General features: G+C 64.8%; 12 protein-coding genes and 1 riboswitch. Of the genes, 3 read left to right on the top strand and 9 right to left on the bottom strand.

Going from position 1 to position 12761, the window contains the following annotated elements; genetic code table 11:
- Positions 1-112 precede the first annotated feature (112 nt).
- The 5 genes from OIT41_RS12535 to OIT41_RS12555 form a co-directional block, all read right to left on the bottom strand.
- Complete coding sequence (locus tag OIT41_RS12535) at positions 113-355, bottom strand: RNA-binding protein (protein ID WP_028267532.1); 243 nt, start codon at positions 353-355, stop codon at positions 113-115.
- A 1-nt stretch (position 356) separates the two neighbouring features.
- Complete coding sequence (gene rpsP, locus OIT41_RS12540) at positions 357-779, bottom strand: 30S ribosomal protein S16 (RefSeq protein WP_059387673.1); 423 nt, start codon at positions 777-779, stop codon at positions 357-359.
- 196 nt (positions 780-975) lie between these two features.
- Positions 976-1419, bottom strand: a complete 444-nt coding sequence (locus OIT41_RS12545) for a hypothetical protein (RefSeq protein ID WP_171983558.1) — start codon at positions 1417-1419, stop codon at positions 976-978.
- A gap of 70 nt (positions 1420-1489) precedes the next feature.
- Positions 1490-2368 carry a VOC family protein gene (locus OIT41_RS12550; protein WP_264636540.1) on the bottom strand — a complete coding sequence of 293 codons (879 nt, stop codon included), beginning with the start codon at positions 2366-2368 and terminating at the stop codon, positions 1490-1492.
- Positions 2369-2445: 77 nt separating this feature from the next.
- Complete coding sequence (locus OIT41_RS12555) at positions 2446-3540, bottom strand: amidohydrolase family protein (RefSeq protein WP_264636541.1); 1095 nt, start codon at positions 3538-3540, stop codon at positions 2446-2448.
- 93 nt (positions 3541-3633) lie between these two features.
- Positions 3634-3741: riboswitch (TPP riboswitch) on the top strand.
- Between OIT41_RS12555 and thiC the strand changes: the two genes are divergently transcribed.
- Complete coding sequence (gene thiC / locus OIT41_RS12560; protein ID WP_242598470.1) at positions 3737-5542, top strand: phosphomethylpyrimidine synthase ThiC; 1806 nt, start codon at positions 3737-3739, stop codon at positions 5540-5542. (Overlaps the previous riboswitch by 5 nt.)
- 6 nt (positions 5543-5548) lie before the next feature.
- On the opposite strand, the gene OIT41_RS12565 is transcribed toward thiC, so the two are convergent.
- Both OIT41_RS12565 and ffh read right to left on the bottom strand, forming a co-directional pair.
- Entirely contained in the window at positions 5549-6298 is a 750-nt protein-coding gene (locus OIT41_RS12565) for an alpha/beta fold hydrolase (RefSeq protein ID WP_264636542.1), read from the bottom strand.
- 103 nt (positions 6299-6401) lie between these two features.
- The gene (ffh, locus tag OIT41_RS12570) at positions 6402-7970 is read right to left on the bottom strand and encodes a signal recognition particle protein (RefSeq protein WP_264636543.1); all 1569 of its coding nucleotides are present in this window, start codon (positions 7968-7970) and stop codon (positions 6402-6404) included.
- A gap of 151 nt (positions 7971-8121) precedes the next feature.
- Between ffh and OIT41_RS12575 the strand changes: the two genes are divergently transcribed.
- Positions 8122-9522 carry a glucose-6-phosphate dehydrogenase gene (locus OIT41_RS12575; protein WP_264636544.1) on the top strand — a complete coding sequence of 467 codons (1401 nt, stop codon included), beginning with the start codon at positions 8122-8124 and terminating at the stop codon, positions 9520-9522.
- A gap of 87 nt (positions 9523-9609) precedes the next feature.
- Here the strand turns inward: OIT41_RS12575 and OIT41_RS12580 are convergent, their stop codons facing one another.
- Together OIT41_RS12580 and OIT41_RS12585 are read right to left on the bottom strand one after the other, a co-directional pair.
- Positions 9610-9948, bottom strand: coding sequence for a P-II family nitrogen regulator (locus OIT41_RS12580; protein ID WP_028264639.1), 339 nt, complete (start codon positions 9946-9948; stop codon positions 9610-9612).
- Positions 9945-11285: an ammonium transporter gene (locus tag OIT41_RS12585; protein WP_078108602.1), complete on the bottom strand. Its 1341-nt coding sequence runs from the start codon at positions 11283-11285 to the stop codon at positions 9945-9947. The genes OIT41_RS12580 and OIT41_RS12585 overlap by 4 nt, the downstream gene beginning before the upstream one ends.
- 223 nt (positions 11286-11508) lie before the next feature.
- Between OIT41_RS12585 and OIT41_RS12590 the strand changes: the two genes are divergently transcribed.
- A complete protein-coding gene (locus OIT41_RS12590; protein WP_264636545.1) occupies positions 11509-12753 on the top strand; it encodes an MFS transporter in 1245 nt (414 codons plus the stop codon).
- Positions 12754-12761: the final 8 nt, after the last annotated feature.

A 12761-nucleotide genomic window follows, 5' to 3' on the forward strand; every position in this document is an offset into this window, starting at 1 on the left:
TCTTCGCTGGGCCGACGTGGACCAGGACTGGGGATTTGCTCGTAAAACAAGCCGGCCCCTCCACCATAATCTGGTGAAGGGGCCGGATCTAAGACAAGTATTGCTGAGCGCGTTACCGGCGGCGGTCGGTGTCGACGACGTCGACCCTGACCTGCTCGCCGCCTGCCAGTGCCGCAATCACCGTGCGCAAAGCGCGTGCGGTGCGACCCTGGCGACCGATCACCCGTCCGAGGTCATCCTGGTGAACACGCACCTCGAGGGATTCCCCGCGGCGGTTGTTCTTGGCACTGACCTTGACGTCCTCAGGGCTGTCAACGATCCCGCGGACCAAGTGCTCGAGCGCTTCTGCCAGCAATTTACTCAGCCTCGGTGGTCTCTGCTTCAGCGTCAGCGGGAGCTTCAGTTGCTTCCGACTGCTTGGCCTTCTTGGTGATGGCTTCCGGGATGATGACGGAACCCTTCTCCGGTGCAACGAAAGCAGGCTTGGCGACCTTGGTCTTCAGCGTGCCTTCCTGGCCCGGGAGGCCCTTGAACTTCTGCCAGTCACCGGTGATCTTGAGGATCGCAGCGACCTGCTCGGTCGGCTGGGCGCCGACGGACAGCCAGTACTGTGCACGCTCGGAGACAACCTCGATGTACGAGGGCTCTTCGGTGGGGTGGTACTTGCCGATTTCTTCAATCGCACGGCCATCGCGCTTGGCGCGGGAGTCCATGACGACGATGCGGTAGTACGGTGCGCGCATCTTACCGAAGCGCTTAAGGCGAATCTTTACGGCCACTTTTGTGGTCACTCCTGTTTCTGAAACGGGGTTGAGCCCGTCGTTCTGCACCCGTGGGGCGGGCCATACTTGAGGGTTCCAAAGGACAAGATGCACACACGGAGAGAGGGGCCGCGCAGATCGAGTACCTGTCCATTGTGCCAGATGGCAGACAGTATTTCGAACGCGCGGTCCGTGCGGCGGGTTTAACGCGGCTCTACTGCTCGGCGGACCAGACGTAGAGGCCGGCACGTTCGGCCTTTTCGACGTCGCTCGCGAGCGCCGCCAATTGCTGGACGTACAGCCGGGACTGTTGGGCATCGAAGGGCATGTCCTCTTGGGCCGCCCAGCGTTCGGCGACGTCGTCGAGGATGCTTCCTTCTCCCTCGGTCTCGTAGCTGAGCAGCTCGGACAGGGCACGCACCATGGCTTCGGGGACGCCGAGCAAGGCGTCACTGGTGACGTCCACCAAAGCGAGCTCATAGTCGGCGCCAGCCGCATGTACGGCCGTGCCAGCGAGGTCGCCAAGTTGTTCTACTTCGAAATCGCTGATTCCGGGGATCCGGACCGCGGCGCCGGATACGTCACTGCCCTTCTCCAGGGCAGCGGCCCTCTTGAGTGCTTCATCGTGGGTGGCAACAAAGATTTCAGCAAAGCCCATGGAAACTACTCTCATTCATTCGTGGCGACGGAGCTGCGGCGCGGCGGCCGAAATGCGCCACACCGTCGGATCAAGCGTAGCGGACGGCGACGCGCAGCCGGTTGCGCCACGGGTCCTCGAAGCGCAGCTCCTGGCCGGCGTGGTGGGAGGCGATGCCGGCAACCTTGAGGCGGTCGGCGAGCGCGCCGACGTCGTCGCCTGACGGCACTTCAATGACCACCTCGCCGAGACCGAGCGTGTCCTTGCGCGGACCTGCGCCGCGGCTGTTCCAGACGTTCATGGCCATGTGGTGGTGGTAGCCCCCGGCGGAGACGAACAGTGCCTGCCCGTGCCAGCCGGCCGTCTGCTCGAAGCCCAAGGTGTCGACGTAGAAGTCATGGGCGGTCTTGACGTCCCCCACTTGGAGGTGGACATGCCCGACGCCGGCGCCCGCCTCATGCTGGCCGGCCACCGCCGTTTCGCTCAGGTACTGCTGGAGGTAGCGCTGCGGCGGGAGCGGCAGGCTGTCCATGACGACCGAACCGCCGTTCCACTCCCAGCCTTCGCGGGGCTTGTCGTAGTAGAGCTCGATTCCGTTGCCCTCGGGGTCTGTGAAGTAGAAGGCCTCGCTGACCAGGTGGTCTGCGCTGCCGACAAAGGCGTGGGGCTCGTACTGCGCTGCGGAGGCAACAGTTGCGGCGAGCGAGGACTGGTCCGCGAAGAGCAGAGCCGTGTGGAAGAGTCCGGCCTCTCCGCGGCCAGGGATCTGGAGCCCGGGGGCGGGAGCGAGGTGCACCAACGGCTTGCCGAGCCGGCCGAAGTAGAGTCCGCCGTCTTGCTCGGCGACGATGTCCAGGCCGAGCGCCCGTTGGTAGTAGTCGCCCATGAGCTTCATGTCCCCCACTTTGAGCATGACGGTGCCCATGGCGAGTTCGGCAGGAAGGAGATCCTGGCTGGAGGTGATGGTCATGTGTAACTCCCGGCTTTTGTGGCGCCGCCCTTCGGCAACCTCTATACATCTAAATTACTTGAAGCTTCAATTTATTCCTAATGCCCGGCACTTCCGGAAAGGTGTCCCCGCAACACGGTGCATTGCGGCTTCAGCACCGCCTCAAGGGACGCGCGGGGATCGTTTGCGTAGAGCACGACGTCGGCACTGGCGCCTTCGCTGATGCCGTCGGCACCCAGCCACTCGCGGGCGGACCAGCAGGCGGCGTCGAGCGCGGCGGCCGGCGGCAGGCCCGCCTGGTGCAGTTCCAGGATCTCCTCGCCGATCCGGCCGTGCTTGATGACGCTGCCGGCGTCGGTTCCGGCATATACCCGCACTCCGGCGTCGAACGCCTCGAGGACCCGCTCATGCCGACGCTCCCAGAGCGCGATCATGTGGGCGGCGTAACGGGGGAACTTCGCTTCCGCCTGCTTCGCGATGTCCGGGAACGTCGCAATGTTGATGAGGGTGGGGACGATCGGTACGCCTTGGTCCAGCAGCCGGGGAATATGGTGCGGGAGGAGACCAGTCGCGTGCTCGATACAGTCGATGCCGGCGTCGAGCATGTCGTCGATCGTCCCTTCGGCGAAGCAATGGGCGGTCACCCGGGCCCCCTCGTCGTGCGCCGCCGCGACGGCGTCCTTGACGATGGCCGCCGGAAAAGACGGGCCGAGATCCCCGGCGGAGCGGTCGATCCAGTCCCCGACGATCTTGACCCAGCCGTCTCCGGACCGTGCCTGCTTGCGCACCGCCTCCACCAGATCCTCCGGTTCGACTTCCTCGGCCAGGCCGGGAAGGTACCGCCGATGCCTCGCGATGTGCCTGCCTGCCCGGATGATCCTCGGCATGTCCGTCCGGCGCTGCAGCCAGCGTGTGTCACTCGCGGTACCGGCGTCGCGGATCAAGAGTGTCCCGGCATTCCGGTCCGCCGTCGCCTGCAAGCGGGCAGTCTCCTCGTCGACGGCTCCGCCCTTGCCCAAGCCAACATGGCAATGCGCGTCGACCAAGCCGGGCACCACCCATCCGTCCAGCACGACGTCCGGCTTCGCGAGGGGTCGGACAAAGGTCAGCCGTCCGTCGACCGACCAGAGGCCGCGCAGATCCTCGTCCGGCCCGCTGAGGACGGCGCCGCTGAATTCGATGATTTCCGCCATGATTCCACCCTAGACTCAGGCGCCGTCGCCGGGGCAGTGACGTCTGTCCTTGGTCACATCTGTCTCAAGGACTCCCGGCTGTGGTAGCTTCGTCTACGACCACACGGGGGCCCTTGCAAGGGCTGAGATCGGGCTGACGCAGCCTGCGACCGTTGAACCTGTCCGGGTAATGCCGGCGAAGGAAGTGAGTAATCCTTTGAGCACCAAAGAAACACAGCTGAGCCCTACCCAAAACGAATCGGCTCAAGAAGTGACCCAGTCCCTCAAGTCGCATTCCCTCGTGTTCCTGGAAGACACTGAGACGGGAATCCGGGTTCCGGTCACGGAAATCGCCCTGGAGCCATCCCCCAACGGCGAGGCCAACGCGCCTTTCCAGGTGTACCGCACCGCGGGGCCGGGAAGTGATCCCGTGGTTGGCCTCGAGCCGTTCCGCAGCGAGTGGATCGAAGCCCGCGGCGACACCGAGGCCTACAGCGGCCGCGAACGGAACCTGCTCGACGACGGCAAGTCTGCCGTGCGCCGCGGCGCCGCCTCCGCGGAGTGGAAGGGCGCACAGCCGGTGCCCCGCCGCGCCGTCGAGGGCAAGACCGTCACGCAGATGCATTACGCCAAGCAGGGCATCGTGACGCCCGAAATGCAGTTCGTCGCGCTTCGCGAGAACTGCGATGTGGAACTGGTCCGCAGTGAAGTCGCCGCCGGCCGGGCCATCATCCCCAACAACATCAACCACCCCGAATCCGAACCGATGATCATCGGCAAGGCGTTCCTGGTGAAGATCAATGCCAACATCGGCAACTCGGCCGTCACCAGCTCCATCGCCGAAGAAGTGGACAAGTTGCAGTGGGCCACCCAATGGGGCGCCGACACCGTCATGGACCTGTCCACGGGCGACGACATCCACACCACCCGCGAATGGATCATCCGCAACTCCCCCGTGCCGATCGGCACCGTGCCGATTTACCAGGCCCTTGAGAAGGTCAATGGTGAAGCCAACAAGCTCACCTGGGAGATCTTCCGCGACACCGTCATTGAACAGTGCGAGCAGGGCGTCGACTACATGACCATCCACGCCGGCGTGTTGCTGCGCTACGTGCCGCTGACGGCGAACCGCGTGACTGGCATCGTTTCCCGCGGCGGTTCCATCATGGCGGGCTGGTGCCTGGCGCACCACGAGGAAAACTTCCTCTACACGCATTTCGACGAACTCTGCGAAATCTTTGCCAAGTACGATGTCGCGTTCTCGCTCGGCGACGGCTTGCGTCCGGGAGCGACGGCGGACGCCAACGACGCCGCGCAGTTCGCCGAGCTTGACACGCTCGCAGAGCTCACGAAGCGGGCGTGGAAGTACGACGTGCAGGTCATGGTGGAAGGCCCCGGCCACATCCCGTTCCACCTCGTCCGCGAGAACGTCGAGCGGCAGCAGGAGTTGTGCGACGGCGCACCGTTCTACACCCTCGGCCCGCTCGTGACCGACGTTGCCCCGGGCTACGACCACATCACCTCGGCCATCGGCGCCACGGAGATCGCGCGCTACGGAACCGCGATGCTCTGCTACGTCACCCCGAAGGAACACCTGGGCCTGCCGAACAAGGACGACGTCAAGACCGGCGTGATCACGTACAAAATCGCCGCCCACGCCGCTGACCTTGCGAAGGGACACCCCGGCGCCCATGAACGCGACGATGCCCTGTCCAAGGCCCGCTTCGAGTTCCGCTGGCGTGACCAGTTTGCGCTGTCATTGGATCCGGTCACGGCCGAATCGTTCCACGACGAGACTCTCCCGGCGGAACCGGCCAAGACGGCGCATTTCTGCTCCATGTGCGGACCGAAATTCTGCTCCATGCGCATCAGCCAGGACATCCGCGACGAATACGGCTCGGCGGATTCCCAGGCGGCCATCGCGGAGATGTACAGCGGTATGCGGGAAAAGAGCGAGGAATTCCTGGCATCCGGCGGCAAGGTCTACTTGCCCGAGCTCGAGGTTCCCGCAGGAAAACGTTGAGTGACGTCAGGAAGCCTGCGCTGATCCGGCGCGGCTGACATCCGCGATGAAGGACCGGATCATCCGGTCTCCTTCAACTGAATCATGAGGCCGGTGTCCTCCAGCCGCAACGCGGTGGAGGGCGCCGGTTTCCTGCAAGTAGCCGGCGATCTCTTCGTACAGGGGCTCCCAACCACCTGTCAGGACAAGCGTGGGGACTCCCGGCACGATGTGCAGGGGCGCTTCCCACGGCGCTGCCTGGAGCCGCAACCGCCGGGCGGTACGCCGGGCCTCGGGGGTGCTGAGAACCGCCGCCTCCGAGGAAAACGCGCGGCGGACGAATTCGCGCTGGTAATCGTCATCGCTGAGTTCGTGCCGGACCCGGAACAACGGCTCCATGAGTGCCCGGTAAGCCGCGGTGGCCGGCAATTCGGCCGTCAATGAGAGACAAGCCGGTTCCACGAGCACGAGCGACCGGACCAGGTCCGGCCGTTCCACTGCGGCCAACATCGCGGAAATCGCGCCTTGGGAATGCGCCACGACGTGGCCGCCGCGCGCCGGCCCGGGGGCTGACGCGGCCTCCCGCGCTCCAAGGCACTCGAGGATGATGTCCACATCGGCGGCAACGTCGGATTCCAAAGGCTCGGCCTGCGCATCGAAGCCGTGGCGTTTCAGGAAGAGCGCATCGTACTGCAGCGCCATGCCATGTTGTTTCGGCCACGCGGCAGCGCCGAATGTGCCTGCTCCATGGACGAACACAACGCGCTGCTTTTGCATTCCCCCAGCCTATGGCACGGGGCCGACAACCCAACTAACTGGCATTTGTTGTCGTTCCGAGCCCTCAAAACGACATGTATTGCCAGTCAGTTGGGTGGGACGGCTACTTGCCGCCGAGGAACTTGTCGAAGCCCTTGGGCAGGTTGAGCTGCGAGGGGTCGAAGTCGCCGGAAGGCTGACCGAATGCCGCGCCGGTGCGAACGGCCTTCGCCCGCTTGTTCTCGGCGTCGCGCAGTTCCTGGGCAGCCTTGGCGGGGTTTCCGGAACGGGCCTTCTTCTTGGGCGCGTTCTTGCCCGCCTTGCGGGAACCGCCACCGAGGCCGGGTATGCCGGGCATCCCTGGCATGCCGCCGCCCTGGGCCAGCTTCTTCATCATCTTCTGGGCCTGGGCGAAACGCTCCAGGAGGCCGTTGACCTCGGAGACGTGCACACCGGAACCACGGGCGATGCGGGCGCGGCGGGAACCGTTGATGATCTTCGGAGCCAAGCGCTCGTGCGGGGTCATGGAGCGGACAATGGCCTCCACGCGATCGATTTCCCGCTCATCGAACTGCTCCAGCTGCTGGCGGATGTTCTGCGCACCCGGCATCATCATGAGCATTTTCTTCATGGAGCCCATGTTGCGGATCTGCTGCATCTGGGCGAGGAAGTCGTCCAGCGTGAAGTCTTCCTGGTCGGCGAACTTCTTCGCCATCCGGGCAGCCTCGTCCTTGTCCCAGTTCTTCTCGGCCTGCTCGATCAGGGTAAGAACGTCACCCATATCGAGGATGCGGGAAGCCATGCGGTCCGGGTGGAACAGTTCGAAGTCGTCCAGGCCTTCGCCGGTGGACGCGAACATGACCGGCTTTCCGGTGACGGACGCGACCGAGAGAGCGGCACCGCCGCGGGCGTCGCCGTCGAGCTTCGACAGCACGACACCCGTGAAGTTGACGCCCTCATCGAAGGCAACCGCCGTGTTGACGGCGTCCTGGCCGATCATGGAGTCGATCACGAACAGCACTTCGTTCGGGATGATCGCCTGGCGGATGCGGCGCGCCTGGTCCATCATTTCCGCGTCGACGCCGAGGCGTCCCGCGGTGTCGACGATCACGACGTCGTGCAGCTTCTGGCGGGCTTCGTCGACGCCGGCGCGTGCGACGGCGACCGGATCGCCGGTGGGAACGTCCAGATCCGAGGTGGTCCCGGGGTGCGGCGCAAAGACGGGAACGCCGGCGCGTTCACCGACGATCTGGAGCTGGGTCACGGCGTTGGGACGCTGGAGATCGGCAGCAACGAGTACGGGGCTGTGGCCTTGGGCCTTGAGCCACTTGGCAAGCTTGCCGGCGAGGGTGGTCTTACCAGCACCCTGCAAGCCGGCGAGCATGATGATGGTGGGCCCGGTCTTCGCCAAGCGGATACGACGGGTCTCGCCGCCGAGGATCTCCTGGAGTTCCTCGTTGACGATCTTCACGATCTGCTGGCTCGGGTTCAGCGCAGCGGACACCTCCGCGCCCAGGGCGCGTTCGCGGATGCGGGCTGTGAACTCGCGGACTACGGGCACGGCAACGTCGGCGTCCAAGAGGGCACGCCGGATCTCCCGGACGGTGGCATCGACGTCGGCCTCGGTGAGGCGGCCCTTGCCACGGAGATTCTTGAAGGTTGCTGTCAACCGGTCAGAGAGTGAATTGAACACGCGCCGTGCACTTCTTTCAATGGTCTACGAATGGCGGCCGTTCCGACGCACCAATATCTTGACGATTCCTGCCCCAAACAAATCTGACTCAACTGAGGGACTCGACTATCTAGGGTACCAAGACGCGCCCGCAAGATGGCATGCTGGCACAGTGACCAGCAAAACAACAGTAAATACGTTGCTCATCCTAGGCGCCTCCGGAGATCTGACGGGCCGATTGCTGTTACCGGGCCTTGCCCGGCTCGTGGCCAGCGGACTCGCGGACGGCCTGAAGCTTGTCGGAGCCGGTTCCGACCCGTGGACGTCCCAGCAGTGGACCAAACGCGTGGGCGGAGCCTTCGAAGATGCCGCCAAGGGTGCAAGTGCCGCAGGCAAGAAGGCAATCGCCGCCCTGGAGAAAAATACCGAATACCATCAAGTGGATGTCACGGCGGACGGCCAGCTCGCGACGCTCCTGGCCGGGCTCGAAGCGCCAATCGCCGTCTATTTCGCGTTGCCACCGCACATCAGCCAGAAGGCCTGTGAGGTCCTCACCGCCCAAGAGCTTCCCGCGGGAACAAGCCTGGTGATGGAGAAACCCTTCGGATCCAGTTCGGAATCCGCCCGGGAACTCAACAAGACCCTCTCCGCCTTGGTCCCGGAAGACCACATCCACCGCGTGGACCACTTCCTTGGCAAGGCCACTGTGTTCAACATCCTCGGCCTGCGCTTCGCCAACAGGTTCCTGGAGCCGGTGTGGAACCGGGAACACATCGAGAAGGTGGAGATCGTCTTCGACGAAGACCTCGCCCTCGAAGGGCGTGCTCGCTACTACGACGGAGCAGGCGCCCTCAAGGATATGATCCAGAGCCACTTGCTCCACATCATGGCGCTGCTGGCCATCGATGCCCCTTCCAGCATCGGGGAGCGCGATCTCCGCGACGCGATTTCGACGGTACTGCGTGCGAGCAGCATCGCCGCGCCGTACAAGAAGTCCACCCGACGGGCGCGCTACACCGCCGGCCGGATCGGTGACCGGGACGTGCCGGACTATGCAGCAGAGGACGGCGTGGACCCTGCCCGGGAAACGGAGACGCTCGCGGAGGTCGAAGTGGGCATCGACACTTGGCGCTGGAAGGGCGTCCCCTTCATCCTGCGCTCCGGAAAGGCGTTGGGTGCCGCCCGGAAAGAGGCGATCATCACCTTCCGGCCCGTCCCCCACCTGCCGACCGGATTCGAGGGCGTGGACTCCCCCAACCAGCTGCGCATCGGTTTCGGTCCTGACACCCTGCAGCTCGACGTCGATGTCAACGGTCCCGGAAACATCTTCATGCTCAATCGCGTGACGCTCAATACGGAACTGAATGCGTCCGATCTGCTGCCCTACGGAGAAGTGCTGGAGGGTGTCATTACCGGCGATCCCCTGCTCTCGGTCCGCGGCGACACCGCCGTCGACTGCTGGCGGATCATCGAGCCCGTGATCAAGGCCTGGGCCAGGGATTCCGTTCCGCTCGAAGAGTATGAGGCCGGCGGCACCGGTCCCGCGGACTGGCCCACCGCCGTCGGGGGCTAAGCAGGCGGCCGCGCTCCTGCGGAAGCGGACACGCAAGTGGGGCCGGGTACCTTTCCAGGTACCCGGCCCCTCTTCTGCGTTGGTGCCTTAGATGGCCGCTGCGCCCCGCTCGCCCGTGCGGACACGGACTGCTTCATAGACGTCCACTGTCCAGACTTTGCCGTCGCCGGCACGGCCCGTGTTGGAGGAAGCAATCAGCACATCGAGGATGTCGTCTGCCTGCTCATCCGTGGCCAGGACCTCCACGCGGATCTTGGGAAGCAGGTCCACGTTGTACTCGGCTCCGCGGTACACCTCTGTGTAACCGCGCTGCCGGCCGTAGCCGCTGGCCGCGCTGACCGTCAGTCCCTGTACCCCGTATGCTTCGAGCCCCTCGCGGATGGCGTCGAGCTTCTCCGGGCGGACGATCGCCGTGATGAGTTTCATGCCTGGACACTCTCCTTGCCTGATACGGATGCTTCGTCAGCTGCCTCGGGCTCGGCCGAGGACTTTCCGGTGATGAGGTCGTGAAGGGGCTGGAAGCTTCCGCCGTGGCCGCCGACGCCGAACTCGTATGCCGTTTCGGCGTGCAGGCTGAGGTCTGCACCGGCGATCTCCTGGCGTTCGGAGATGCGGAAGCCCATGAGCTTGTGGATCGGGTAAGCGATGATGAAGGTCATCACGCCCGTGAAGACGATCGAGCAAAGTGCCGCCAGGGACTGCGCAACCAACTGGGTGGTGCCGCCGCCGTAGAAAAGGCCCGCGGGACCCTGGGTGGGGGTGGCGAGGAAGCCGATGGCCACGGTCCCGATGATGCCGGACACCAGGTGCACGCCGACGACGTCGAGCGAGTCGTCGTAGCCGAGCTTGAACTTGAGGCCGACCGCGAGGGCCGAAGCAACACCGGCTGCTACACCAAGGGCGATGGCGCCGAGCGGGGAAACGTTGGCACAAGCCGGGGTGATGGCAACCAGGCCGGCAACGACGCCCGAAGCCGCGCCGAGCGAGGTGGGGTGGCCGTCACGGATGCGCTCCACGACAAGCCAGCCGAGCATGGCCGCTGCCGGCGCGACGAGAGTGTTGATCCAGATCAGTCCGGCCTGCTGCACGGTTGCCGCAGCACCGGCGTTGAAGCCAAACCAGCCGAACCAGAGGATAGCTGCGCCAAGCATGACCAAGGGCACGTTGTGCGGGCGGTGGTTCGGGTCCTTGCCGAAGCCTTTGCGGTTGCCGATGATCAGGACGAGGATGAGGCCTGCCACACCGGCGTTGATGTGCACCACGGTGCCGCCGGCGAAGTCGATGACGGGAGCGAAGGTCTGGCCGAACCAGCCGGTTGCCGAGAAGAGACCGCCGCCCCAGACCATGTAGGCCAAGGGGGCGTAGACGAGAGTCGCCCAGATCGGGGTGAACAGCGTCCAGGCCGAGAACTTTGCGCGGTCCGCGATGGCACCGGAGATGAGGGCGACAGTGATGATCGCGAAGGTTGCGGCGTACCCTACGTGGAGCAGGTCTGCCGGATCGGTGAAGTTGTGCAGGCCGAAGTGGCTGAACGGGTTCGCGAAGATCTGGAAGAAGTTGTCCGTGTTGCTCGTGGACATCGAGGCGCCCCAGAGGACCCACACGAGGGTCACTGTGCCGATGGCGATGAAGCTCATCATCATCATGTTCAGGGCGGCCTTGGCACGGGTCATGCCGCCATAGAAGAATGCCAGGCCCGGGGTCATGAACAGCACGAATGCTGATGCGACCAGGAGCCAAACGAGACCGGCGGTGAAGTCCATGTCTGCGTCCTCTCTGCTTTAGATGCGGGCTGAGCCGCCTGTCCCAACGCATTTGCGTTCTACATAAGAGTTTTGCGGGGCAGTGTTTCACCTGGGAAGGTTTTAGATTGCAGGGCTGTTACAAGAACTTCTCGAACGTAAATGGTGCATATCACCCTTGTTACGGATATGTTTCGTCAGTTCCATTTCCCCGCGTTCCGACTAGCCAGAGGACCCCGACACCATGACCGCAAGCCCCGAATCCCCCGCCGAACCAGGGGCGAGGGCCGCCAAGGCTGAAATGCCACGGGACATCAAGGTGATGTTGGCGGCGGCGTTCCTGATTGCACTGGGTTTTGGACTCGTGGCGCCCGTGCTTCCCCAGTTCGCAACCACGTTCGACGTCGGGGCAACGGCAGCCGCGGTGATCGTCAGCATTTTCGCCTTCATGCGTTTGGTGTTCGCTCCCGCCGGGGGCGCCCTGATGGGCCGCTTCGGCGAGCGTCCTGTGTACATCGCAGGGTTGCTGATAGTGGCGGCGTCGACGGCGGCGTGCGCTTTCGCGCAGAGCTATTGGCAGCTGCTGGTCTTCCGGGGACTTGGCGGAGCCGGTTCTGTCATGTTCACGGTTGCAGCCATGGGCCTGTTGATCAGGCTCGCCCCTCCGGAAAGCCGCGGGCGGGTCTCCGGCGCGTATGCCTCGGCCTTCCTGATCGGCAGCGTCCTGGGCCCGGTGGTCGGCGGACTGCTGGCCGGGTTCGGGTTGCGCGTACCGTTCCTCGCGTACGCGGCAGCCTTGGTCCTGGCGGCTTTGGTTGTCCGCACGCAGCTGACGGGAAGTTCAGGGGCAGCGAAGCAAGGCAGTGCGGCGGGGCCGGCAATGCGCATGAAGGATGCCTTGGGCGATTCTGCCTACCGGGCCGCCCTGTTCTCCAGTTTCGGCAACGGCTGGGCTACCCTCGGGGTGCGCATGGCCACGGTGCCGTTGTTCGCGGTGGTCGTGCTGGCCGGAGGATCGGCCTCCGCGGGTTGGGCGCTGGCCGTGTTTGCGTGGGGAAACGCCCTGGCGCTGACTTTCTCGGGCCGTATGGCCGACAATTTCGGCCGCAAGCCCATGATGCTGTTGGGCTTGGTGGTCACCGGTCTGGCCACCGCCACCATCGGGTTGACCGGCAACCTTCCCGCGTTCTTCGCGGCGTCTGCCGCGGCCGGCTTCGGCTCCGGCTTGCTAAGCCCGGCCCAGCAGGCCGCCGTCGGGGACATCATCGGTCGTGGCCGATCCGGTGGCAAGGTGCTGGCGGTCTTCCAGATGGCTTCGGACGCCGGAGCTATCGTGGGCCCCGTCCTGGTTGGCCTCCTGGCGGACGGACTTGGCTACGGCTGGGCGTTCGGCGCCACCGGCGGCATCCTCCTGCTGGCCGCGGTCGGCTGGTCCGTGGCCCGCGAGCCGATGCCCCGCGCCCCGGAACCCGTCGGCTCACCCAACTGACTAGCAGT

This window comes from Arthrobacter sp. YA7-1 (assembly GCF_025960325.1).
Classification (GTDB): domain Bacteria; phylum Actinomycetota; class Actinomycetes; order Actinomycetales; family Micrococcaceae; genus Arthrobacter; species Arthrobacter bambusae_A.